Origin of the sequence: Hominimerdicola alba (assembly GCF_900112155.1) — a bacterium.
GTDB classification, from domain to species: Bacteria; Bacillota; Clostridia; order Oscillospirales; family Ruminococcaceae; genus Hominimerdicola; species Hominimerdicola alba_D.
The window spans coordinates 1-25,088 of the sequence record NZ_FOKQ01000044.1; the positions used below are offsets into that span (position 1 = coordinate 1).

20 protein-coding genes are annotated in these 25,088 nt (G+C 38.2%); 10 read left to right on the forward strand and 10 right to left on the reverse strand.

Features of this window, described 5'->3' with window-relative positions; translation table 11 throughout:
• Positions 1–128: 128 nt before the first annotated feature.
• Genes BM265_RS16635 through BM265_RS16645 form a run of 3 tightly spaced genes read left to right on the forward strand, consistent with a single transcriptional unit; the run spans position 129 to position 3,336 of the window.
• On the forward strand, positions 129–1,361 hold the full coding sequence (locus BM265_RS16635; protein ID WP_074963110.1) for a site-specific integrase: 1,233 nt from the start codon (positions 129–131) through the stop codon (positions 1,359–1,361).
• A complete protein-coding gene (locus tag BM265_RS16640) occupies positions 1,358–2,335 on the forward strand; it encodes a tyrosine-type recombinase/integrase (protein ID WP_074963111.1) in 978 nt (325 codons plus the stop codon). Before BM265_RS16635 ends, BM265_RS16640 begins: the two co-directional genes overlap by 4 nt.
• The gene (locus tag BM265_RS16645) at positions 2,332–3,336 is read left to right on the forward strand and encodes a tyrosine-type recombinase/integrase (protein WP_074963112.1); all 1,005 of its coding nucleotides are present in this window, start codon (positions 2,332–2,334) and stop codon (positions 3,334–3,336) included. The genes BM265_RS16640 and BM265_RS16645 overlap by 4 nt, the downstream gene beginning before the upstream one ends.
• Positions 3,337–3,452: 116 nt before the next feature.
• Here the strand turns inward: BM265_RS16645 and BM265_RS16650 are convergent, their stop codons facing one another.
• The gene (locus BM265_RS16650) at positions 3,453–4,085 is read right to left on the reverse strand and encodes a DDE-type integrase/transposase/recombinase (protein ID WP_207647001.1); all 633 of its coding nucleotides are present in this window, start codon (positions 4,083–4,085) and stop codon (positions 3,453–3,455) included.
• Between the two features lie 160 nt (positions 4,086–4,245).
• Here BM265_RS16650 and BM265_RS21120 point away from each other — a divergent pair, with 160 nt between their 5' ends.
• From BM265_RS21120 to BM265_RS16660, 3 genes are all read left to right on the forward strand, one after another.
• A complete protein-coding gene (locus BM265_RS21120; RefSeq protein ID WP_074963113.1) occupies positions 4,246–4,830 on the forward strand; it encodes an accessory gene regulator B family protein in 585 nt (194 codons plus the stop codon).
• Positions 4,823–4,954: a hypothetical protein gene (locus BM265_RS20935; RefSeq protein WP_278288136.1), complete on the forward strand. Its 132-nt coding sequence runs from the start codon at positions 4,823–4,825 to the stop codon at positions 4,952–4,954. Before BM265_RS21120 ends, BM265_RS20935 begins: the two co-directional genes overlap by 8 nt.
• Before the next feature lie 121 nt (positions 4,955–5,075).
• Positions 5,076–6,179, forward strand: coding sequence for a trypsin-like peptidase domain-containing protein (locus BM265_RS16660; protein WP_074963114.1), 1,104 nt, complete (start codon positions 5,076–5,078; stop codon positions 6,177–6,179).
• A 367-nt stretch (positions 6,180–6,546) separates the two neighbouring features.
• Here the strand turns inward: BM265_RS16660 and BM265_RS16665 are convergent, their stop codons facing one another.
• A complete protein-coding gene (locus BM265_RS16665) occupies positions 6,547–8,022 on the reverse strand; it encodes a BspA family leucine-rich repeat surface protein (protein ID WP_074963115.1) in 1,476 nt (491 codons plus the stop codon).
• A 371-nt stretch (positions 8,023–8,393) separates the two neighbouring features.
• Here BM265_RS16665 and BM265_RS16670 point away from each other — a divergent pair, with 371 nt between their 5' ends.
• The 3 genes from BM265_RS16670 to BM265_RS16685 all read left to right on the forward strand — a co-directional run bounded on the left by BM265_RS16670 (position 8,394) and on the right by BM265_RS16685 (position 10,440).
• The gene (locus tag BM265_RS16670) at positions 8,394–8,579 is read left to right on the forward strand and encodes a hypothetical protein (protein ID WP_074963116.1); all 186 of its coding nucleotides are present in this window, start codon (positions 8,394–8,396) and stop codon (positions 8,577–8,579) included.
• A 916-nt stretch (positions 8,580–9,495) separates the two neighbouring features.
• Positions 9,496–9,723: a hypothetical protein gene (locus tag BM265_RS16680; RefSeq protein ID WP_074963118.1), complete on the forward strand. Its 228-nt coding sequence runs from the start codon at positions 9,496–9,498 to the stop codon at positions 9,721–9,723.
• Between the two features lie 180 nt (positions 9,724–9,903).
• Positions 9,904–10,440: a hypothetical protein gene (locus tag BM265_RS16685; protein ID WP_074963119.1), complete on the forward strand. Its 537-nt coding sequence runs from the start codon at positions 9,904–9,906 to the stop codon at positions 10,438–10,440.
• 487 nt (positions 10,441–10,927) lie between these two features.
• On the opposite strand, the gene BM265_RS16690 is transcribed toward BM265_RS16685, so the two are convergent.
• From BM265_RS16690 to BM265_RS16725, 8 genes are all read right to left on the reverse strand, one after another.
• Positions 10,928–12,121, reverse strand: coding sequence for a dockerin type I domain-containing protein (locus BM265_RS16690; RefSeq protein ID WP_074963120.1), 1,194 nt, complete (start codon positions 12,119–12,121; stop codon positions 10,928–10,930).
• A 325-nt stretch (positions 12,122–12,446) separates the two neighbouring features.
• The gene (locus tag BM265_RS16695) at positions 12,447–12,758 is read right to left on the reverse strand and encodes a type II toxin-antitoxin system RelE/ParE family toxin (protein WP_074963121.1); all 312 of its coding nucleotides are present in this window, start codon (positions 12,756–12,758) and stop codon (positions 12,447–12,449) included.
• Positions 12,755–13,060 (reverse strand): type II toxin-antitoxin system RelB/DinJ family antitoxin, encoded by a 306-nt coding sequence (locus BM265_RS16700; RefSeq protein ID WP_074963122.1) that lies wholly within the window; start codon positions 13,058–13,060, stop codon positions 12,755–12,757. Before BM265_RS16700 ends, BM265_RS16695 begins: the two co-directional genes overlap by 4 nt.
• 625 nt (positions 13,061–13,685) lie before the next feature.
• Complete coding sequence (locus tag BM265_RS16705; RefSeq protein WP_074963123.1) at positions 13,686–15,149, reverse strand: BspA family leucine-rich repeat surface protein; 1,464 nt, start codon at positions 15,147–15,149, stop codon at positions 13,686–13,688.
• A 668-nt stretch (positions 15,150–15,817) separates the two neighbouring features.
• Entirely contained in the window at positions 15,818–20,005 is a 4,188-nt protein-coding gene (locus tag BM265_RS16710) for a calcium-binding protein (RefSeq protein ID WP_074963124.1), read from the reverse strand.
• Between the two features lie 15 nt (positions 20,006–20,020).
• On the reverse strand, positions 20,021–21,325 hold the full coding sequence (locus BM265_RS16715; protein ID WP_074963125.1) for a hypothetical protein: 1,305 nt from the start codon (positions 21,323–21,325) through the stop codon (positions 20,021–20,023).
• Positions 21,326–22,450: 1,125 nt separating this feature from the next.
• Positions 22,451–23,812, reverse strand: a complete 1,362-nt coding sequence (locus BM265_RS16720) for a hypothetical protein (protein WP_074963126.1) — start codon at positions 23,810–23,812, stop codon at positions 22,451–22,453.
• Positions 23,809–24,345, reverse strand: coding sequence for an RNA polymerase sigma factor (locus BM265_RS16725; protein ID WP_074963127.1), 537 nt, complete (start codon positions 24,343–24,345; stop codon positions 23,809–23,811). The genes BM265_RS16720 and BM265_RS16725 overlap by 4 nt, the downstream gene beginning before the upstream one ends.
• 597 nt (positions 24,346–24,942) lie before the next feature.
• Between BM265_RS16725 and BM265_RS21040 the strand changes: the two genes are divergently transcribed.
• Positions 24,943–25,088, forward strand: a 146-nt coding sequence (locus BM265_RS21040) for a transposase (protein ID WP_143098762.1), incomplete at its 3' end; no start/stop codon positions are given.

Genomic DNA, 25,088 nt, shown 5'->3' on the forward strand with positions numbered 1-25,088 from the left:
GAGATTTAATGTTAAGAGGCAGTTAATGTAAAGTGGAGTATCTAAAGTCCACAAATATAACGATAATTGTTTTTCAACTTTACATTAATATGATATAATGGAATCAATCTTAGAAAGGAGAAATTATCATGATTGATTCCAATTGTGCAATGACACTGTATGATGCGATTCAATTTTTTCGGGAATACATCATACAAAACTACGGAGCTGATTCTGAAACAGCCAAGACCTACATCCGAATAGCTGATGATTTTCAGCACTACGCAGGAAATAAGGAAGCTTTCTCATCCCCTGAATCAATTATCCAAGAGTACTATGTTCTGACTATAGGTGTGCCGCCTTTTCAATCACCGCCATCGAAATATAAAGAACGCAGTGCACGAGCCATTCGGATGATCCAAGACATTATTACTGCTAACGAGCCAAAACGCAGGTATCTTAACTATCGATCAGTCTGTCCGGTACCATACCAAACTATCCTCAGAAGATATGAAATCCTTATGAGAAATGATCAAAAGAGCAATGGTACAATATATACGCGTTCCGGACGAATGAAAGTGTTTTTTGTTTTCTTGGCGGGAAGACAATGCACAGCGTTGGGTAGCATTACCCCAAAACTATTTGCAGACTTTGTATCCTCACTAAATAATGGATATTCATCACAGGGAAAGGCCTCTCTTTTATATACTCTCAGGAACTTCTTTTCTTATGATGTATTCTTGGAAATGCTTTCATTTGATCCTTTCCCATTCTTGACAGGGATCCATTCAAGAAAGCATGAAAGGCTGCCTTCCATTTACACGGCAGATGAAGTGCGACGTGTTATGAATGCGGTTGACAGGAGTACTCCCTGGGGAAAAACAATATATCTTATGATGCTTTTTGCATGTGTATATGGTCTTCGTTCAAGTGACATAAAGGCTTTGTCTCTTGAAAACATAAATTGGAAAAGCCGATCTATAACTATTACACAGTACAAGACTCACAGAGAGGTTACATTTCCTCTGACAGATGAGATTCTTTTCGCACTTCTTGACTATATCAAGAATGCTCGCCACAATTCAGACAGTCGGAATTTATTCATAAGACTAAGAAAACCGTATATTCCATACTCAATGAATGATCATTTTGGCGACAAGATTTTTAAGTACTTCGAGATCGCAGGTGTTGACACGAAAGGAAAGCACCATGGTTTGCATTCTCTTAGGCATAGTCTGGCAACAAACCTTTTAAGTTCAGGGATTCCGGTAAATGAGATCGCAGTCATACTCGGTCACACATCTGCAGCATCCACCAAAACATATGTCTGGTCAGATATTGAGCATCTCCGGATAGCAGCATTGGAGGTGCCGAAAAAATGATCAATGACAAGGAATTTCTTAAATTTGAAGAAGGTTTCTTCAAACCATACTTTGAAAAATTCATAGAGTTCAAGCGTGGAAAAGGCGAAAAAGTCGCTCATTCAACAATGATTCGCTTAAGGAAATTGAATAATTCGCTCAATTCTTACCATGAAAACCTTATATCCACCAAAATGGTTGAGGAGTTACTGGCTCCACATGATGGATTAAGCGAATTAGAACGCCAATACATAGTATCGAATCTCCGTCAGTTCTGTTCTTTTGTGGCACTTCTCGGAGTTGATGCAGTCGATGTTCCGCGAAAGTATATGCGGACGGTAAAAAGTGAATTTCGCCCATATATTTTCAGTGATACAGAACTTCAGCGACTAGTTAATGCAGCCGATACGCTCCCTACAGCAAGAAGATCCAACACTCATAAACTGGTATATCCCGTACTTGTTAGAATACTTATAGGCACCGGAATGCGTATAGGCGAAACACTTGCACTGACCAGGGATGATGTCGACCCATTAAACGGCATAATTCATGTGATCAATGGTAAAAATGGTGTTTCAAGATATATCCCCGTATCTGAATCTTTGAAAAAAATTATCTGGGACTATGCCAAAAACATTGATATGGCTTATGGAAACAAACCATTTTTTACGTCCTCATATACTGGTGGACATCTTACATATGATGCCATGAAATACATGTTTCCCAAAATGTTTAAGGTAGCCGGTATATGTACAGCGTCCGGAAAAACACCCAATATTCACTCCATCCGCCATACATTCTGCACCAGAAGCTTGGAAAAAATGCTAAAAAGCGGAATGGATATTTATACTGCAATTCCAATACTGGCTGCATATGTCGGCCATGTGAACTATTTGGATACAGAAAAATACATTCATTTTACTGAGCAAGATCATGAGTATCTCTTGCAAAAAGAATCCTCCCTACGGAGTTTATTCCCGGAGGTGAAAATATGAGTGGTGATTTTTCTTTTTATGTACAGCGATACTTTATGTCATACCTGATGAAACAGCATAATTATGGGCAAAACACAATCTCATCATACAGGGACACTTTTAGATTGCTGCTTACATTTATGTCAGAATCCAACAGAGATATATCAAAGAAGTCTATCAATGAAATTGACTACGAAATGATACTCGAATTCCTTACATGGCTTTCAAGTGTTAGAAATAACGGGATATCTACAAAAAATGTAAGGCTGGCGCATTTAAAATCATTCTTCCGGTATGTAATGATGATTTCACCGGAGCATTCCTGGCAATGCAGTAAGATACTTGGTATACCATTTGGTAAGGAAGATAAAAAAACTCCTGCATGTATGTCCATGAATGGTATAAAGCAGATACTTTCTTCAATTGATGCATCATCTGACGAAGGTCTGCGCCACTTGGCGATTCTATCTTTACTATACGATTCTGCCTGTAGGGTTCAGGAAATCATTGCTCTGAATGTTATGGACTTCCAACCCGGTCGATGCTGCAGAATTTACGTACATGGAAAGGGGAACAAGCACCGATCTGTTCCTTTGCTGGATGAAACCGAAAAGATCGTTTCAAAGTATATCAGGCAATATCGCCTTACACCTGAGTCTCCTTTATTCTGTAACAGAAAAGGTGATAGACTAACAAGGCAAGGTATACGGTATATCATAAGAAAATACTCCAAAATAGCGAACGAAACTGTTCCGGGCATTATAGACGGTTCTGTTTACCCACATAGGATGCGTCACAGTAAAGCCACACACCTTGTGGATAATGGCGTAAATATTTATAATGTCCGAGATTTTTTGGGACATGAATCAATAGCAACCACTCAGGTTTATCTTACTACAAATCCTGAAGTCACAAGAAAAGCAATTGAGTCGATAGCTAAGAAAACAGTACCGGAAAGTCTCGATTTCTTTTCCGAGGAGAAGAAAGACGATTTGCTATCGTTCCTTGATGCATTGGGGTAGCATTCTCTTGTTAATGTAAAGTCAGTTTTGATGCGATGCTAATAAAAACCGCCTTGTAATGGCTGACTTTACATTAACTGCCTCTTAACATTAAATCTCTAATGTTAAGCTTAACATTAGAGATTATCCGGAACAAGCACTCTTGTCACGCCACCAAAGTATTCGTATGCGTGGACATGGCACATCAGCCAGTTCTCCTGTTTCATATCGGTGCAGGCTTCAACGTAAAGATAACTGCTGCAAGGCAGTGCCGCTACAAACAGGTATGCCTTGTACTCCTCACCGGTAATGCTGTCAAAATACGGAATAGTTCCGCCTGCCCAGTCCACCTGCATAACATCTCCGGGCTTGTGATTGACACGCATAGTAGCCTTAGTGATACGAGCCCAGCGGCGATATTTATCGCCAAACTGCGTGCTCATATAGGGTGTTTCACCGTTGGCGTAGGCACGCTCACAGTATTCCTGCCAGAGCAGAGTGAGGGTAACGCCTTTCTTTGAAAGCTCGCGGTGGATGTAATTGAAGTCGGGTTCGGCATAATGACTTCCCGCCGTTTTTCTTTCAGGATAGAACAGCTTCTCAAGTTCGACGTTAGTTACATCGTCATCAACAGGCCATTCGATACCGCGCTTTTCAGCAAGCTCCAGAACATTCTTCACAGTATGATGAGAATGCCCCACGCTCGCAGCAGTTTGTCTCAGACTGTAACCAATACTGGCAAGTCTGAGTATCTTTTTGTAGTCCACCATATGATAGACCTCCTTGATATGTAGTCACGTCATTGACGTGCCATACCAAGTATATCATATTTTACCGGGCAGTGCCCGTGGGCAGTCAGCGGCGAGGTGTGGCAAATGCTCCGTGCAGTTGTGGCAGTCGGAGCGGTATATACAAAAGCAAGGCGATATAATGAATCGGATTGTTTCTAAAATATTAATTTTCATCACTAAGCAAAATGTTATCAGCAATGACGAAGAAGTTCAAAATTTCTATAAATATGGAATAGAAATAAGTATATCTTCATTGCTAAATATATTTCTTGTAGTATGTTTAGGCCTAATTATTCATCATGTGATTGAAAGCATCATTTTTATTTCTATCTTCATTTTGATACGGTCATTCACGGGTGGATATCATGCTAATACATATTTTAAATGTAATTTGCTTATGTGTGTAACTTATATCCTTATCGTGTCTCTGAATATCATTTTATCAAATAGGATTACACTTCCAATTGTAATAGGATTGATATGTTTTAACTTAACGGTAGTTTGGATTTTAGGACCTGTAGAAAACAAGAATAAACCTATTGAACAATTCAGAAGAACCAAATTAAAGGTAATTGGAACGATTATTTCTATAATAATTAATTGTATTGGAATTATTTTAATAAAAAGTTATATTGGTACAATGATTATATTCACATGTGTTTCAATTTCAATTTTAATGTTGGCTGCAATAATCAAAGAGAAAAGAGGTGACGTTTATGAATAAAATTATCAAAACTACCGCTGAGTTTATCCAAAAGATTGCTAAGCATATGGCAATTATGGCTTGTGGTTCTGCATCTCATTATGGTGGCTATCAAACTAAAGAGCCTAGAAATATTTTTAAGTAAGTATTTCAAATAGTCATGTTAATATAGTAATAGGTTTATCTAGCTTTAATTCGTTCTAAAAATCCAAACACGTTTAAACACAATAGAGATATGGAAGATATTATACGAGGAGGTAATCATAATGAAAACATCAAAGTTTTTTTCAGTCGCACTTGCAGCAATTATGTCCTTTAGTTCTCTTTTATGTGTTTATGCAGAAGATCCCTCGTCAGAGGAAATCGATGAATCATTAACCAGATATAATCCATGTGATGTAAATCACGATGGTAATGTTAATATTACAGATAGTATTATTGTTGCGATTTATCTTAATGGTATACGCTCATATACAAATTATAATCGTTTAGATGCTAATCAAAGTATGACGGTTGATTCATCGGATTTATTATGTATATCCAGTAAAGTTAAAGGTCAAACTTATTCAAGCGGATTCTATTCAAGAGATTCATGGAGTACTATCCCATATTCATTTGTTTCGGGATTTAATCCAGATACATATGCATCGTATCCATATGGAAGAACATATATAAAGCATAATTATGCAACGAATTCAGATTCTTATTATACGTTATACCCTCAGCAATATACGCTGTCTTCGATAGAAGAAAATCCTGACAGAGCTGTTATTGGAACTGATGATAGATATATTGCATTTGGCAGTGAAAATACTGGAATAGTTTATTTATCTTATGGAGCAGTTGGTTTTATTGTAGACGAGCATACGATAGCTACAGCTGCACACTGTGTTTATAACATTGATAATGAAACTTGGTATCTTTATGGTGGAATCAATGGCGGTAATATTAAAACCTATGATTCAATGGGCAACTTAACGTCTACGACGTTAACGCCAGTTGAGGCGCATATAATGGAAGATTATTATAATTACTATGATATTAGTGGATATCATTACAGACCAGCATCTATGGATTATGCCTTAATTACTGTTGAGGAAGATTTGTCAAATTATCAATTTTTTGATTTAGGTACATCGTATAATGTATCTGCTTATAATTATTCAAACGTGCCTGTTTATGTAACTGGTACACCTGGAACTGTAAATGGTCATGGTAATATTAATCATAAATTGTATTCATCCGAAGGACATTTGGAATTTACCGATGGAACTGACCTTAGATATAATGTTGACACAAGTGGTGGTCAAAGTGGTGCGCCAGTTTATACAATAACTAGAAATACAGCTAATGGAGGACTTTTGATATGAACAAAACAGAAATCAATATTTTTATAGATACCTGTTACCTCCTTATCTAATCGACTCCAATGAACTCCATGGATCAATTTGGACTGTCCAATTTACTTCATGGTGTTGCTTGGAGTTTATTATACTTTATTAGACTTCGGAGAGGTAGGTGCGGAGGGTTTGATGCTTACGGTGTTTTCCTTTCGGATAAATTGTATGGAGCTTTTTTACGCTTACTTTGATCTATGGAGTTGTTTAGAGTTTATTATACTTATTCAGATATTGGTGGGGTAGGTGATGGAAGTTTGACGGTTATAAAAACGGATATCCGCCCAACAAGGACGGTCTATCCGTTTTGCGTTCTTTAGATTTTAACGGTGCAAGCCTATTACTTTACAGTAACAGTAACAGCGTTTTTGATTGCGTTTACAGTATCCCATTTGCCATCAACTCTGGCGGCGATAGCAACTTTGTAAGTCGTGCCCGAGGTCATGCTTTTGGGAGTAGTGTAAGAAGTGTCGATAATGCCCTTATCCTGAACCTTCCACTTGCCGGCAAGGTGTACAGCTATAGCGTATCTGTCAGCTCCTTCTACTTCTTTCCATGAGAATCTTACCTGGTGAGTTTTAAATTTATAATCCTGGCTGTATTCGACTTTGATGTTGGTAGGATAGGTGGGAGTATAGGTTATATAGGTGTTCTTACCGTTGTTTTTGAAAGCTGCAAATTTCCAGTCACCGCTTACTATTTTTGTAGGAGCTTTCACATTTACCCAGACTTTGCTGTTGGGAAGTTCTGCTTTTCTGAGAACATATTTGAAATTCTCACCAAGAGTAAGGGACTCCAGTTTATTACAAGAACTGAACATACATCTAGAACTGGACATATCAGACTTTTCTGTAACCTTGCTTGTATCAAAACCACTTAAGTCAAGTGATGTCAATTCACCGCAGCCATAAAACATATAACTGATATCTTTAACATTGCTTGTATCAAAAGAGCTTAAATTTAGTGTGGTTAGTTTTGAACACTTACCAAACATTTGGTACATATCTGTGACTTTACTTGTATCAAAACTACTTAAATCAAGCGATGTCAAGCTTTCACAGTAATGGAACATATTGCCCATAGTTGTAACTCTGCTCGTATCAAAACCACTTAAATCAAGCGATGTCAAGCTTTTACAGCAACTGAACATAGCATACATATTTGTAACCCTGCTTGTGTCAAATGCAGTAACATCAATTGACGTCAATTTGAAACAGCCACCAAACATAAAACTCATATCTTTAACTCTTCTTGTATCAAATTTGCTTACATCAAGTGATGTCAATTCGTTACAGCCATCGAACATATCTCTCATATCTGCAACTTCGCTTGTATCAAATCCGCTAACATCAAGCGATGTCAAGCTTTTACAGTAACAGAACATCTCGTCCATATATGTTACTTTACTTGTATCAAATCCGCTTACATTGAGCGATTTAAGCTTGCAACAGTTATCGAACATTCTGCTCATATTTGTAACATTGCTTGTATCCGCATTTGAAAGATCGATAGAAGAACAATTTGTATAATTACGAAAAAGAAGGCTGCTGTCTTTAGGAAGAACTGTACCTTTTTCAGCTGTGACAGATTTAACACGATAGCCATACTTATTGTTAAATTTACGTAAAGTATCACCATCAACCGTACCACTAAGCGTAAGACTGCCTGTTGTTTGGTTAAATGAAAAACCGCTGGTTGTTGCTGACTCAGCTGCCTGCGCAGTTATGCTCTGTGATATAACAGGTGCGCCGTAGCTGACAGTTCCTGCCACCATACAAAGTGACATCACTACTGCTAAAACTTTTTTTAACTTCATATTTATGTCCTCCTGAATTCTAGTGCCGAAACGGCAATATATCAGTAATATGTTAGCACACATAACCATCAATGTCAATAATATCGTTCCGTTTTTCTTGACCATTCGTCAATTTTTATATAAGAAAATATTATTAGTTTATACTATTGACGGAAAGTGAAACTAAGATAACCGTCAAATAAACAGAGTATATGAAAAGAAAATGTACTATTAGGAAATATAATGAAGTATCCAGGTAAAATAATAAGCGAATGATTTTAGATTGCAAGTATATATAAATTCATAAGTGAAAATTATATATAGTTGTTTTTTTGAATGACGAGAAATAAGGAAAGGGTAAATGATGCGTCGGTGGATAATGAGGTGGATGAGTGAATGAGCTCAAAGGGATAAAAGAAGAAAAGGATGATAATGGGGATGGTGGAATGCTCTCCTCCCTCTTTTTTTTACGATCACAGGAAACAATAAAAAAAGTGGCTAAAAAGAATGATAAAAGGAAAATAAGATGTCATTTTCTTAGTTCGTATCACTATTTTGTAGAAATTAAAATATCTTAAAAAAAGTGTCTAAAAAGATAATTTTAGTGATAAATGCTTGATGCACTCCCCTTCTGTCTTTTTACTGTGCGATCGATTTTTTGGTTGGATTCAAAAGAGCGATAAAAGAAGTATACAGGAAAATAGTAATGAAGATATATTTGGGTGCCGGATGTTACCGCTCCCTTTATTTGTCATCCAGAAGTGAACGTATCTTGTCAAGAACAGCTCTGGTATAGCAAAATCGCCTGTTTATCATACTTTTTGATTATTCGTAAGATGATTGTGTGGGTTCTCCTCCTGAACTTTTTCTCCTATATTTTATATAAAAATAGGCGAAAGGATTTTTTAGGAGAAAAAATAGGAGAAAAACTACTTGCCGAAGCAAATTTCCTGATATGGGGAGTGTGCTTTTACGATTTTGAAGTGAATCATGCAGTTGGAATACTAATGGTTAATGTGTCACGCGTGACACAAAGATGTGCTACTCTCTTTAGCATAATAATGCCTTCTGCTGAAATTATAAAATTTCAAAGTTTTGTACCCATGAAATTCAAAGTCATGCGCTATGGAGAACTAAAGTTTAGATTATTATATCCATATTATAACCTGTTATGATGAATACCAGAAAAGAAATCGATGAAATGAAGGCTGCTTGCGAAGCAGTCGGATGCACTTTTACTCGTGCATGATCCAACAAACTGGAACTCGCTTTAGGAAAGCAGTGGTAAAGAGGTTTTCATGATGACATTGTAAGACAGGCACGGCAAGCTATGTTGATGGTTCGATTTTCAATAAGTCATTATTTAGACATATTGAATTCACTATATTGTGCATTGACAAAATAATATCAAATTGTTATAATTAATATTGCGCTTGATTCACATACTATCTTATGTATTGATTCAAGCGAATTATTATGTACAGGAGGGCGAATATGAAGCCAATTTTTAAACGTATGCTTTCAGGTGTGCTTAGTTTAACGATGACTGCTAGTGCAATACCTATGGTTTCGACTCACGCCGAAGAAAACACAGAACCATATCCTTACACGATGTTTGCCGCATCGAGTGACGATGGAGCTATTACTATTAATGCTGGGAATTTCTGCGTAAATGGAAATGTAGCAACTAAATGTTGGCATATATCAGTTTTACGTACATAATTATAGTGGCGAATATCCGATTTCTTTGTCAAACGCCTGTGTAAAAGTATATTTAAGCGGTAATTCATATCCTAAGTATACATTTAACGTACCTGAAGGAAACGGAAAAATATGGGATGTATTCTCCTATAATAGTGCAACCAAAACTGTTACACCAATCAACTCTTTGAGGTGATTATCATGAAAAAAAAAGGAATTATTGTAACTATCGCTATTCTTGCTGTTCTCACTATAGTATTGATAATACTATTTTATTTCAAACAAAATAAAATAGATGTCAATATGGATGTGAAAAATATTACTTTAGTGTATAGATCAGGTAATTATGCATATGATCGAAAAGATGATCTCTATACTATAGAAAGAGATGGAACTATTCGATATCATGATATGAAGAAAGAAAATATAAATACAACCTTAATCTCTATAGTTATTGCTCTTTTACAAGATTCAGATAGTATAGTTGGTACATCGGAGGAGATACCAGAGGATATTTTAGAGGCAGTAGAGTTACAAAACCTTACTGAACTAAAATATAAAAGTGAATTAGGTGATAGTGATGCTCCAGATACCGTATACTATATATTGGTTGAAACAAACACATCGATTGAATTGATCAATATAGCTAGTTATAGCGGTAGAAATAAATTATCAGATTTTAAGCTAAGGCAAGAAACTATAGACTTTATAAATAGTGCAATTAAAGATGTGAAATAATTCAACTAATTGTTGTGTTTAAATGTCATTATCCTTAGTCTATTGGAAGATATCCTAACGGAACTGAATTACAAACCATAAGCCCCCGGAAATGTCATGCAAGCGTTTCTGAGGGCTTTTTCTTCAGAGTTAGAGCTTTCCGTACCGCAGGTTTAGGTGGTACACTGTCTTTTCCTTTTATACGGAAAAAAGAGTGAAGTATTAGAAAGAAAACGATACTATTGAGAAAATGTAGTGAAGTATTCAGGAAAATTATTTTTATATGGTATCTGAAAGTAAATACATAGAGTGATTTTTTCGATAATTTCAAAATACAGAGAATAACTGTCTGAAAAAGAAAGAAAAAAGCGAGATGTGATCAGTCCTTATGCTGAAATTTAAAGCTCCGACTATTAATAGCCGGAGCTTTTTTCAGCTTGATGCATTAGTGTAAAACCAAAAGCTGCTGCATTTCTGCAGCAGCTTCCGATATTAGATGGTAAACTTCTTAGTGAGGTGCATTCTTGAAGATAACTTTACCTGCTGATCTCATATTGCTAGGATGAGGATCTGAATAAGGATTGTATTTTCTGATAGTACCGCTCGGAGTGCCAACGTATGCAATAAGATACTTACCGCATCTATTGTTGCCTTCTGCTATAGTAATATCAGACTTTCCATCAGAAGCATCCAATGAGAAATATTCATTTTCCCATCTTACAAAGTGACCATGTGTATGTACATAAGCTACGGAGTCATCATATACATACATATTAGGACCCGTGCCTTCCACCTGATTAATACCTCTCTGAGGTCCTACTATTCCTTCGGGAGGAGTGAGATCAAGTCTGTATTTACCGTCATCGCACTCAAGAATAGTAGTTCCATATTCGCAGCGAGTTCTGACTGATTCCTCGTTGAAAGCAAAAACAAAATCTATCGCTGCCTGGTCTATGGTCTCATAGTGATACTTAAAATCCCAACTGAGACCTACTCTGTAATTTGCAAGTGCCTTACGTGCTGTATTATTCATAGGAGTAACATGTCCCTTGCTGGTGCTCTTCCATGCCTGTCCGCCATCATGGTTCCATACGAGATTGCCGTTGTAATCAAAGGAAAGCATATAGGGACGATACTTTGTTGTTGAACACGATCCCGAATTCCAGATCGGGATCTGCTTAGCATTGGGATAGTTAGGTGTTGCATACAAAACTATGTTTCCGTCCTCAGCCTGGAATATAAGTCTGTAATTTGTGTAATCGTCATGGAAGTCGGTATCTGAAGCAAACGTAACGTATCCATCAGACTTTCTGTAAACAACTATATTACCGTCACCCTGAAGAACACCGAAGTATTTATCATCTTCAAGGAAATGATCTCCGGGATGGAATTCTCTGTTATGACCTCTGACAAATAAAGTCTTTTTATCTGTACCATTCAGCATACGTCTAAGAGTCAGCAGATCAGCAACATTAATTGAATTGTCACCATTAACATCTGCTGTACTACGTGTTATTCCGTTTCCTCTTCCGTTCAGAACATAATCCTGTAATCTGTTGTAGTCCGATTCGTTGATATAATTATCGTGATTTACATCTCCACGGAAATCATAAGCCGATGCAACGATACCTAACATCGAGGTCGAAGCTGCCATCGTCATAACAGCAGAAACGCAAGCCACCACTTTCTTGAATCTAATCATAATAAATGTCTCCTTGTTAATTTATTAACGGATCCGTGCTATCATGTTATCACAACCAGAATCATTTGTCAATATTTTAAAATTTAAATTGGATATAATTACAATGACATCTACCATCTGTTAAATAAATATGTCTATACTATAAATATAATTAACTCTTTGCTTTTGATAAAAGTCCTGATTCCACAAAATCGTTCACCGTTCGGATTCTTCTGCCTTGCGGATTCAGGTTATTATTACTTCGAATTTTCTTCACTTTTATTTCCTCCTTGAAAAAAGGAGAACCGACTTTTATATCGATGCTCCCGGTATAACATATATAATTTTACATCTGATTTGGAATATCCATGCCACCATAAAACACTCGGTTTATAGTCACGACCTGTCTATCCTCGTTTGGCGTATACAGGACAACATAATTGTCTACGGGCATTATGTGCATTCCTTTCGAACGCCAAGGTTCAACTTCATACGTCCTGAACTTAAATGGCATTTCGTCAAGGCTGTTGATACACACTTCCAATCTGCCCAGTAAGTCAGCAGCTATTACAGGCTCTTTGAGATGGTAAGCAATATATTCATAGATATTATCCATATCGGTTAAAGCCGTTTTAGTGATCACTATACTATAACTCATAAGCCGTGCTTTTTTCTAAGCTGTAAAAAGGCATCCTTGCTGTCGATAATACGGCCTTCGACCATATCCTCATAGCCCTTGTTTATCTCATCATCCAGTTCTTCCTTTGTTAGCTTGCTCAAATTAACGATCTTTGGAGGCAGCTTAACATCAAAAGGAAGTCCTCTGTGAAGAATTATCTGTTTATAGAACATTGTTATCGCACTGGATGCCGATATGCCAAGGTCTTCAAGAATTGATTCTGCCTGATTCTTTACATCAGGCTCTATCCGTGCATAAAGATTAGCAGTCTTAGTTGCCATAGATATCACTCCTGTCTTTGTGGATCATATTGTTCTTCTTTTCTATATTATAAGACATTGTGCGCACAAAAGCAATACAATAAATGCAAGTTTACAAACAATTCACAAACAGCAAAACTTCCAGTATAACATTGATTGCAGGAAAAACAACATTGTTTATATAGTCATTATTTTAGTGATGAAGAATACGGATGCTCAGAATGATGTACCGTAGGATAATGAAGCTGGTGCTGTTATGAATGAGAAAAGGACGGATGATTGAAAAAGGATCAGATGGAATGATAGTAGTGAGGGGATGGTAAAAGGATGAAACGAGGGCGGAAAACTTTTTTTGATGAATTTAAATGTTAGAGAATAGCTGTCTAAAAAAGAAAAGCAAAAAAAGATGGCAAAAAGAAAAAATGATGGTTGTTATCAGTTTTGGAGAATTATTTTGTGAAAAACGAAATATCAGTAAAAGGTGTCTAAAAGGATAATTTGAAGGATGGACGCTTGATGTATTGTAATTGTATCTCCTAAAGCCACCCCCACGGATGTCTAAAGAAGTATAATAAACTCCATAGACCAAATTAGGTTAACTAAAATAGTCTATGGAGTAAACTGAACTAAATTAGAACAGCGGAGCCTATTTTATGGTAACGGTCACAGCATTTTTGATAGCATTTGCTGTATCCCACTTGCCATTCACTCTTGCCGCAATAGCGAATTTATAAGTCTTGCCCGGAGTAAGATTTTTTGGAGAAGTATAGACTGTATCGGTGATGTTCTGTGCCTGTATCCTCCACTTCCCTGCCAGATATACAGCTATGCCATATCTGTCAGCACCTTCGACCTTGTCCCATGTAAATCTAACCTGGTGATATTTTTCGCTGTATTCTATTTTTATGTTTGTGGGGTAGGTGGGCTTTATTTCTTCTTCGATAGGTAAGCGCTTGTAGGTGTTTTTACCATAGTTATCGATTTCTGCAAATTCACCATCACCGCTGATAACAGTAGTGGGGTCTTTAACGTTTACCCAGCCTTCACAGTTGGGGAGTTTCATATATTTTATTATGTATTTGAATTTTTCACCGAACGTAATAGTATTAAGGCTGGAACAATTATTAAATATACTATCTCTTCCATAATTATATCTGAGTTTTTCTGTGTTAAATCCACTCAGATCAAGTGTTGTCAGCTTGGAACAGCATTCAAACATACCATACATACATTCTACTTTGCTTGTATCAAATCCACTTACATCCAATGATCTTAGGCTGGAACAGTTATAGAACATACCCCACATATCTATAACAGAGCTTGTATCGAATCCACTTACATCAATTGAAAGAGCGTTACCACAGCCAGAAAACATATCACACATAGATTTAACATTGCTTGTGTCAAACTTGCTAACATCGATCGTGGTCAAGCTTTTACAGTCTCTGAAAATTTCATGCATCCACGTAACCTTACTTGTGTCAAAGCTGTTCAGATTAATACTTGTCAGTTCTGTACATTCTTTGAACATTTCTCTCATATCTGTAACATTGCTTGTGTTAAAACTGCTGACATCAAGAGTCTTTAGGCTTTTACATTCTAAAAACATACCGCTCATGTCAGTAACATTACTTGTATCGAATTCACTCAGATCAAGCGTAGTCAGATCGGTACAGCGCTTGAACATAGTCTTCATGCTGGTTACTTTGCTTGTATCAAATCCGCTTAAATCTATTCTTTTCACATGGTAACACCCGCAAAACATACTGCTCATATCTTTAACATTGCTAGTATCTGCGTTTGAAAGGTCGATATAAGTACACGCATAATATCCCTCAAACAAATTTTGGCTGTATTCCGGTAAAACGGTTCCCTTTTCAGCTACGATAGATGTTACAAGTGATCTGGTTAAACCTTTCAGCCATTGTTCTGTTACCTCGCCCCTGAGAGTAAGCTCACCTGTTTCCATATTCATGGAATAACAATTACCCTCTTTCACAACAGGCTGCTGTACGGTGATGGCCTGTGCGATAATGGGCATACCGTAGTTTACTGCACCTGTCACCATACAGAGTGTCATTACTGCTGCCAATAGTTTTTTTATCTTCATAAAAGTGACCTCCCATATTAAATACATTAATATATTTAACCATCGAGATTATTGTATCATTATTATTTATATTTGTCAATAATATATTTGTTTTTCATAGAATCATCTATACCACCATTCACCTTTCAATTATCCGTGTGTTGTCGATGTTCTCCCCGTCTGGCTTTTTTTAGTGTATTTGGTTTTATTGGTTGCATTCAAAAGAGCGATAAAAGAAGTATACACAAGTATTTTTAATACATACTAAAAAATACGATTATTTCAGAAATAGAAGGACCTATGAACCCCAAAGCGTACCACTCGATAGTGCATTGAGGGTAAATTGCGCGGATGATTGTTTTCACGGCTATACGCACTTGATGTTTAATTATTTGTTGACTATTTCAAACAGTAAGATATACCATCCGTAACTGATAACTACTACCAACAACAAAGCAGTCTGCTCAAATTGCGCAGACTGCTTTTAGTTACTACATAAATTGTTTTAGTTTTTTACGCTGTCTACTTGACAGTGGGCGAGTCAGATCCGACTCCGTTTTACCATTATTCTTGCAGTTTCACCGTGTTTTTGCTGCATGCCGCTGAATAATTGTTGCAGTAATGATGGATGCTTATGACATCATATCATCATGTCCCGATTCTGTATTGACATCAACCGGATTCATGCTTTAAGAAACCTTATCTTCGGTTTCTGCTGTTGCAATCTCTGCTTCTACAATCGATGCTAACTCACTTTCCGGAATATCATCTTCCGGTTCATCGCTTGTCAGTTCAGTGTCTTCCGAATCAGAATCGGCTGCTGAAAGATCAGCTTCAGATTCTTCGTTTATATCAGGCTCTTTTGTGAGAACAAGCTCAAAGGTATCCTTATCGACATACCCTTCTGCACCGTCTGCAAAGAAGAATTTGTAATCAGCCTGTCCCCATTTGAAGCCGTTGATTATCAGAACATCCTCAGTATCATTCACGGAGATCAGCAGATTGGAACCAAACTGATCTGAAACAGTGATTTCATCGGAATTAATATCGGTCAGCATGATGATATTATTGCCACTGCTCCACTCATTGACAGTATCCGAACCGTAACCCTTTGCGAAAATATAAGTATCCTCACCGTTTCCGCCGTTAAGAATATCATTTCCGGCACCGCCGTCAAGCGTGTCTTTTCCATCATTGCCGTAAATTGTATCGTTACCGCTATCACCGTAAAGCATATCATTACCGCTGCCGCCGCTCAGGCCGTCATCACCTGCACCAGCATGAATGGTGCTGTCATCACTGTTCTGAATTGCGAGCCAATCATTTCCTTCTGTGCCGAAAATCGGTTCATATTTTGCTGTGATATCATACTGGCCGCGCTCTGTTCCGTTATCGAAAACAAATTTGATATCGCGGTTGCTGTTATAATCAAAGAAGTGATCAACAATCAGGCAGTCTGCAGAATCCTCTGTACCAAAGTGAATAATAAGATCATTGTGCGTGTTACGGGTATTATGCATACTACCTGCAGTATAACCGTGAATCATAATCGTGTTGTTATCGGAAGAAGCATTGATCGTGTCAGTTCCGTATCCTTTTCCATAGATATAGGTGTCTCCACCGTGATCGCCCTGGAGGTAGTCGTTTCCGGCACCGCCGTCAAGGATGTCCGCACCGCCGCCGCCGTAAATGAAATCGTCGCCGCTGCCGCCATTAAGATAGCTTCCGTCATTACCATCATAGATAGTGTCATTTCCGGCACCGCCGTACAGGATATTGACACCATTTCTGCCGAGCAGAAGATCATCGCCGTCTTCGCCGTACATGAAGTCCATTGCGGCGCCGCCTGCAAGAGTATCATTTCCAGAATCGCCGTAGAACAGATTGAAGCTGTTTAAGCCTTCAAGATAGTCATCTGCAGCAGTGCCGTTCAGAATATTCCGGCTGCCGCCGCCGATAAAGGCTGCATCTTTACCATGGAAGATAAAACTGTATCCAAGTGGATTGGTCAGGAAATCCGGAACGGAAATGGTTTCGCCGGTTTCCGTGTTTGTCATAATAAAGCCGTTTGTAACATCAACGGCAAACTTATAGTCTTCTTCGTCAAAGCAATCAGCAAAGACAATCAGATTTTCACCTTCTGTATCGCGGATCACATCATTGCCGTGTTCAGCTTCGATCACATATACATCATTTCCACTGCCGCCAATCAGTGTATCATTTCCTTTGCCGCTGTAAATGCGGTCATTGCCGGCAGCGCCTTTGATGGTATCATTTCCGTCATCACCAAAGATGAAATCTGTCAGTGCAGAACCGGTTAATGTATCTGCATTCGATGTGCCGGTAATCGTTCTGGTCTTGTCGATCATATTCATAATTTCGTCAAAATGATCGGTAATCCCTCTGTAGATGCTTGTGAATTCCGCAAACGAATCAGTATTGTACTTTTTATCCAGATATTTCAGATACTTGCCAAAATCGTAGCAGAACACATCGAATGCCGGATCATAGTGATTCATGGCAATATCAAAGACATTAAAATTAATTTCCTTGCCTTCTCCATCCGCCTTATCCGTCACTCTGATAAAGTTGCTGATATTTCTGAAACCAGTTGCAAGATTTACCTTATTGTAATAGATATCTTCAATAGATGCATAAATGCCTTTTAATGTTTCTGCTGCAACAGAATTTGGATTTTTGCCGTCAACGCCTTCAAATTCTGCGCCCATGAACTGTTCGATTACATGCAGATCACGTGCATCAATATTGCCGCCGCGGCTGTTGGGAGCAATATCTGTTGCACCGGTCATGTAATATAAAATTTGCTTCAGTACATAACGCTTTTTTGCTATATCGTTTTCATTTGTAAAATGCTCGCACAGCGTGGCCAGTGTACCTTCAGTATCATTTTCCAAAGTCTGTTCAAAATCAGGCACATTGCCGACTGTAGCAGTACCACCGTGTGTTGTGCTAACGGTATTGACCGGGAACCAGAATTCGCTGACTTTTCTGGTGCTGCCGTCCTCAAATGTTACCCACGCCGATTCAGCTTCAAGCACATTTGATTCAACATGAACGGTGCCGTCAGGATGCGGTACGAAACCGATGCTGACAATGCCGGCTTCCTCCATGGATTTTAACTCGGATTCTTCGGACAGACCATTGTGGTTGCTGTCAATCCAAACCAGAAGTTCTTCATAAACAGTATCTTCACTGTCAATCACTGTGTCATCGTTTTCATTTAGGCTTGCAAGAGCTTCAAAGCCATTCAGAGATTCCTTGTGATTTGGCATGACAAATTTATCGCCGAAAAGCTCGCCACCGTCATCAATGCAGCCATTGTGGTTTACATCAAGTGCAAGGAAGCCTTCTTCTGTGCCAATCCATGCAGTTTTTTCAGCAAAACCATTTTTATCAAGGTCAAAGTTTACTCCATTGTCCAGCGTAGAAAGGACGATAGTATTTTCTCTGCCAAGATGGATAATTAAAGGATCTCTCGGAGGAGCCTGATTCTTTGCTTCTTCATATTCCTTATCCTTTTCTTTGAGCTGATCGTCCAGTGCATCTTCGTCTTCCACATCATCCGGATCAGTGATATCCAGAATTTCCAAAATATCTGCTGCATCCTGAATTGCAGAAAGGTATTCGGAATTCTGATCGGTAGCTTTCACTCTGTAGTATGTTTTTCCGTCTGCACCGGTCACAGGATCAGATGTGTCAACTTTACCGCAGGCGGTAAGACCCATCACCAGAGCAGGTGCAAGGCCACACAAAGAAGTGCGTCTTCCTGCCGGACTTGTAAGCCATTGGATAATAGGCGGTGCTGCTATAGTAACTATCGCTATTAATTCAGCAGAGATGAGAATATAACCAACCAAAGTCGGATCGAATGCGGGCTGGTGTCCGGGCTCGTATCCGGGGTCATATTCGGGCTCTTCTTCAGGGTCTTTTCCCGGGACACCTCCGGGATCATATCCGGGGACATATCCGGGATCCGGTACAGTAACAGGAACTTCAGCCGGTTCGGTTTCCGGTTCTTCCTGCTCCTGCTTTTTCTTCGCAAAACGGTCAAAATGATAGATCACAAGGCCGTCAGACTGTGCGCTGTAATTGACTGTGTACATAACTTCTTCACTGCCATTATCAAGTGTAAATGTAAATGTACCTGTCGGGTTTGGCATGCAGGAATTCACGTTTCCTCCAGGAACAAAGATAAGGCTGTCTTTGCGTGCCTGCAGACCTCCTCCGATCTTAGATTTCGGAAGTGTAACATATCTATATAGTTGTTCCAGACCAAGAATCCTCTTAGGATATACCTCATAGGAACCAGGTTTTACTTCCCAGACATAAATAGTGTTGCCTTGTTCTGCCCAAAGATCAATGCTGCCATTTTTGCCTATATAATTAACAAAGTTCTTGAGCTTTCCCAAAACTCCCAAATCACTGCCAGCTGAGCACAGATTCTTGTATTCTTCCAGAAGATCTTTCCATGTATTGTATTCATTTTCAAGTGTGTTTTTATCAGAAGTATAACTAAAACCAAGTTCCGTCTTTTTAAGAGACGGATTACTCTGTCTGATATGATTCTGAACCAAAACATGAATTGTATTATACGCTAAATGGTCGCAGTTATGTAACACGTAAAAATTATCATGTTGCACACTTGTGGTTACACCTGCCGTTATCTGATTGAATGTTGCTTCAGCCATGCATTCCATTTCTGCTTCAACCAGATTCTGACCCTGTGCCCATATATCAATCAGGTCAAATGTGTCGATATCACCTGCATATGCCTGAATATTCGTAAACAGGATATTAGTGCTGATAAACGTTATTACTATTGACAAAGCCAATAGTTTTGTTAGCTTTTTTTTCATATAAAATAATTCTCCTTACTGAAGTATAAGCCCCAGTTTTTTTAAAGTTTTGAGATTTACGTCTTTAATTTCATTTGCATTCTTCATATATTCGTGATATGCTTTTCCATCAGGTTTCCGATCGGAAAACCACTGTTTTTCATTCTGAAAGGCATCAAGTGCCTCTTTCTTTTTTCGCTCCAAAAGCGGCTTCATCATCGGATTTCCGCCCATAACTGAAATCAGTTCCTCAAATTGCTTCGGAAACTCTGCTTCTCTTTTGGAAAGGAAGGCATCTACATTATTGCTCAGGATCACGGCATCTCTGTAATACGGTACCAAAGACTGGTGCAGTGTAATCAGAGATTCCGGTGTTCTGTATTGATCAAGAATTTCCAAAACAAACGGCATCAGATTCTTTTTTGATTCCAGAAACGCATCTTTTAATGAAGCACTATCCCCTTTTAGATAGAAATATGATGCTTTTTCTGTGATATCCGCATATCCGTTCAGATACAATTTGCAGCTTTGGAGAAAACTGACCATCGGGATCATCGATGCCTGATTATCCAGTGTCATTGGAGTCTGGTCAAAGTCTGTCATAGGTGTACTCGTCAAATTCACTCCGACACAAATGGTGAATCCGTCATGTGCCGAATCCATCGATTTCTCCTTTGCAAATGAAATACTTTGAATCATCAGGTTATCTATTACCCGCACAAAATACGGGTGCTTGCTTTTGAGAAGCGTGAACCCATTTTGATTCAGCAATTCGCCGTATACAGATTCAAAACCTTTCTTCATTGTGAGTTTAGTTTCCGTGTGCGCAGCTGTCTTTTTGAAGTTCAGCGTGACCGTTGTATCACTGTAATCATGTAATTCGCTCAACGCAAATGTGATTAGATTTTCATCCATACAAAGGCACGGCGCAATTTTAGTCAATCCATCCTCAGCAGAAACATAGCAATCCTGCTGAATTTTCCTGAATGTTTCCCACGTTGTTCCATTCCCCAATAAGGATTCCCACAATTCCTTTTTGGGGTTTAACGCTGTATTACCGAGATAATCTTCCGCTCGACCGATTGCTATTACATCAACAGGTTTGCCTTTCTGGTCATACATATGCATGATAGCGCAATCACTGTCAATTACAATTGTATTGATACAAACGGTTTTAAGCATTTTTGCAATCCGTGCTGTGTCAGTTTCAGCCTCCGGATTTCCGTCTCCATACAATTCTGAACTGATTGTTACCCAGTTGCAATTCGGATCGGCAGAAAATGCCAAAACATATGTTAGGTCACCTTCGTCACTGCACCGAACATACCCTTCTTTTTGCATTTTCTCTGTGAACAAATCAATAAACTGTTCTTTCTTGGATGGATTTAGAATCTGTGAAGATGTAAAAAATCTTCCTATAATATATCACTCCTTTAACAATAAATTTTAATACTGCTTCGGCGAAAGCTGATATGTCAAAGACCAACCGATTTTCACTTGCAAGGCACTGCATATCTCAGCTCAATGTTTATCATGTTTTCAGCGGCATGACTGTTTGGTGACGACTTTAACAAGAGCAGAAGTATACAATTGCTTTTGAATGAAAATCAGGAGGGGTCAAAGAACATGGTATATTATAATATGTCAAATAACATATGTCAATAGGAAAGCCACATTTTTAGATATACTCAATATGGGAAATCAAAATGTGACTGAATTTTTGCCAAAATTGCGAATAAAATGAGAGTCAAATCACCTTGACTTTCGGTTTATTCTATTTATAGATTAAATGTGTTATTATATTGTTATCTTATTTTACAAAATGATATAGATATGATCGGAAGTGAGCAAAGAACCACAACAGCAGAAGAACGCAAAGATAAAATAAGAGAAAGATATACGAGCTTCAATCGTAGTGAGCTTGATGTTAGAGATTTCTAAAAGGAGTTTATAAAAAACATACGTTCAAAAGATGAAAACCTGAAAAAAAAAACGGACTTAGAATTTACTAAGTCCGGTATAATTAGATCATCTTGCATAAGCTTTTGCTGGATTATTTTTTTCTTCGATACTAAGAGTAATTACAGATTCAAAAAGTATTTCATAAGTAAATTTATGTCTTACTGAATCATTCTTTATTTGCTTCGCTATGTATTTCATTATATAGTACATAAGCTTATTTTACGACGATCACCAACCCCCAATTATCCATTATTATCACTGTGAGTATTATAATAGAAAATTCATTCAGATAAAAACGGAAAATTCTATTTTTTTCTTGGTTTTTTTGCCTTTTTAAAATAGTAAATTACCGTCAAATGGCTTGTTTTCGGGCTTTTCTGAACATTGAAATTCCATAGAAATTCTTTTACAAAGCTTTTGTAAACGTTATATTAATAAATGAAGATGGCTGATTTACCCCGAAAATACTCGGTTTTAGAGGATGTAGAAATCATAACCACCACTTTAGTGGTGGTTATGATTATCTACACTTATAGTCATGCCCTCAAAAACAATGCTTTCGATATTATCTATATCTATCGGTTCATTGGTTTTACCTTCAGTCTGCCAGTATTGATGCCAGTCATCGGCTGAGCCAAAACCCCAGCCGCCGGTTTCACCTAATTCGAGTTCGACTGTTTCTCCGTCCTTATAATTCAGGATCAGTTCGGGCTTTTTATCTCCAAACGGAGCATTATATCCATCACCGGAGATCCATGCCCTAATCGGACTGATCTCTATATTTACAGGTTCACCATTGCATTCTACCCCGAACTTCAGCACTTTTTGTTCGTAATTTGAGAAATCAACAGAAAACAGCACACTGCCGTGATATACTTCGCTCGCTATCTCCTCATGAGCCTTTTGAAGTTGAGCATCCTTCTCCTTGAAATTTCTTACAAGTTCGCAATCTTCGGTCATCGGGTCTTTTGTCCAGTAAACTCCATAATTATCTTCGTCATCGATCAAATATGATGATCCATTACAAGCTGACATAAATTCATCTTCAATATCAAGTGTCAGTTCAAAGATCTCACCGAGCTTTTTATCGCTCTCTGTCGCTTCATCTCCTTCCGTAAAGTCGGGTTCAAGATAAAGATCTGTAAAACCCAGGTATACAGGATAATCGCCTTTATTATTTATAGCTGAAAGTACACAACCGGCAGTCCAATTACTGAGCGTTAATGAAATCGAACCATCATCGTTAATATTGATATTGTATATACTGTCCTTATAAAGCGGAAAACCATCGTTTCTTCCATACGCACATTCACCGTATTTTATAGCATATCGCCAACCCTCGGGAGGCTCTGTAAAAGCTGTTCCATCAGATTTTCGGATCGTGAATATACTATACGCTTCGCCACCACCTTGGCTGTCAATATTGGGGATCGAACCTTCAAATATTATATCGATACCATCAAAAGTATTTTCTACCAAAGTACCATCAAAGACCGTCATGCTTTCAAGTGCAGTCGCTTTGCTTTCACTTATCTCTTCGAGAGGTTCTTCACCTTCTTCGGTAAAAACATTCTTCATGCCATTCCACAAACCCGTTTTGTATGCATATGCCCCTGCTACGATCGCACTGGAAACTAGCGCTGCTGCAATCACGGCTATTGTTATCAGCTTTTTCTTCCTTGATTTTCTTACAATTATAGTATTATTCATCTCAAATCCCGCCTTTCTCATTACGGAGGATAAAATGCGGTCTTCAAGATCTGTATCAGCGTTTGCAGACGATTCAAACTGATCGAACTTATCATCAAAACGTGCCATATCTTTTTCATTCACATAATCAGGCAATCTGTTTAGATCTATCTTCACAATTCTTCCTCCTCCAGTATTTGTCTTAACCTGACAAGCCCCCGGGATATGCGCTTGTCTACGGTATTAGGCTTAATATCAAGGTCTTTTGCTACATCCTTTGAGGTTTGACCGAAAAAGTATTTTCTGATAAATATCGTGGTGTAAGGTTCGCCAAGCTTGTCTATGGCATCGGTCAGCGATCCTCCTATATCAGTGTTGCCGGTTTCGTCTGCAGGAAGCTCAATAACATCATCAAGTGACACGAGCTTTGGCTTTTTACAATGCTTGTTGAAAACATTGATACAATGCCTGCCTCCAATCAGCGACAAACTTCCCCGCACCGATTCAAATGCAAAGCCACTTTCCTGCCCTACGGTATAGAATTTTATGAATATATCACTTACAGCTTCCTCTATATCCTCCTTGGAACAAACTCCGCATAGACGGCTGGTTGCTATCTTATATACATAACACGAGTACTGCTTTACCACAGCGGCAAGACCTTGTTCAGGATCACTCCGCAGCAACTCGATCAATTTTCTGTCCGTCATATAAAGACCTCACTTTTTTGAAACGCTTCAATATATATATCAAAAACAAAACTAAAAATCTGACACGTAACAGAATTATTATAGCATTTTATATGTAAACTTTTCATGAACCATTTAGTTATGTAATATACCTGGTATCAGATAGAAGCATGATAGTTCTCCGCCCAGAGCATCCCGTCATAAGTATTACTGTAAGCGTTCTTAACAACTTTGACGATTTTGCCGCCGCAAGCTCGTGACTTTAGTCATGAGTTAGGCGGCATTTCTTGACATTCTGTTGTGCATAGTCGAGGGTGTGTATATTCATTGTAATACCATATCGTAAGAACTACCAAATACAGGAAGTCCTGATCATATACTTCGTCTTGTAAACTGTAAGCCTCAATTAAGAATGTCAGATACTATAATTCTTAAGTGAAAGACAGCTAAGTGAGTAAGATTAGCTGTCTTTTTGCTTCTTAGATCTAAAAAAATAATTAAATTTCATGGTTATCCCTTTAATACACCACAGATAATTTACAATGCTGTCCAAATAAACAGACCTCAAAACTGGGAAATATAGTATAATAGTGACAGAAACCGAAGGGAACTGTCGCTATGTCAAAAAGATTTCCGAAACCTGAGATCACACTTGATGGGATATACTCTAAGTTCGCAGATGAAAGTTTTTGCAAGGATTTTCTGCTTGATATCCGCTTTGAAAAGGGCTTTGCCTGCCCGTTTTGCGGTGGCTCTGAGAACCG

Bases quoted from the DNA above. Each gene is read 5' to 3' on its own strand.
- BM265_RS16715 (WP_074963125.1), bottom strand. From the start codon at position 21,325: ATGCAAAAAGAAGGGTATGTTCGGTGCAGTGACGAAGGTGACCTAACA.
- BM265_RS16710 (WP_074963124.1), bottom strand. From the start codon at position 20,005: ATGAAAAAAAAGCTAACAAAACTATTGGCTTTGTCAATAGTAATAACG.
- BM265_RS16650 (WP_207647001.1), bottom strand. From the start codon at position 4,085: ATGGTGGACTACAAAAAGATACTCAGACTTGCCAGTATTGGTTACAGT.
- BM265_RS16660 (WP_074963114.1), top strand. From the start codon at position 5,076: ATGAAAACATCAAAGTTTTTTTCAGTCGCACTTGCAGCAATTATGTCC.
- BM265_RS16685 (WP_074963119.1), top strand. From the start codon at position 9,904: ATGAAAAAAAAAGGAATTATTGTAACTATCGCTATTCTTGCTGTTCTC.
- BM265_RS16700 (WP_074963122.1), bottom strand. From the start codon at position 13,060: ATGGCAACTAAGACTGCTAATCTTTATGCACGGATAGAGCCTGATGTA.
- BM265_RS16645 (WP_074963112.1), top strand. From the start codon at position 2,332: ATGAGTGGTGATTTTTCTTTTTATGTACAGCGATACTTTATGTCATAC.
- BM265_RS16725 (WP_074963127.1), bottom strand. From the start codon at position 24,345: ATGACGGACAGAAAATTGATCGAGTTGCTGCGGAGTGATCCTGAACAA.
- BM265_RS16640 (WP_074963111.1), top strand. From the start codon at position 1,358: ATGATCAATGACAAGGAATTTCTTAAATTTGAAGAAGGTTTCTTCAAA.
- BM265_RS16705 (WP_074963123.1), bottom strand. From the start codon at position 15,149: ATGAAGATAAAAAAACTATTGGCAGCAGTAATGACACTCTGTATGGTG.
- BM265_RS16680 (WP_074963118.1), top strand. From the start codon at position 9,496: ATGAAGCCAATTTTTAAACGTATGCTTTCAGGTGTGCTTAGTTTAACG.
- BM265_RS16695 (WP_074963121.1), bottom strand. From the start codon at position 12,758: ATGAGTTATAGTATAGTGATCACTAAAACGGCTTTAACCGATATGGAT.
- BM265_RS16690 (WP_074963120.1), bottom strand. From the start codon at position 12,121: ATGATTAGATTCAAGAAAGTGGTGGCTTGCGTTTCTGCTGTTATGACG.
- BM265_RS16665 (WP_074963115.1), bottom strand. From the start codon at position 8,022: ATGAAGTTAAAAAAAGTTTTAGCAGTAGTGATGTCACTTTGTATGGTG.
- BM265_RS16635 (WP_074963110.1), top strand. From the start codon at position 129: ATGATTGATTCCAATTGTGCAATGACACTGTATGATGCGATTCAATTT.
- BM265_RS21120 (WP_074963113.1), top strand. From the start codon at position 4,246: ATGAATCGGATTGTTTCTAAAATATTAATTTTCATCACTAAGCAAAAT.
- BM265_RS20935 (WP_278288136.1), top strand. From the start codon at position 4,823: ATGAATAAAATTATCAAAACTACCGCTGAGTTTATCCAAAAGATTGCT.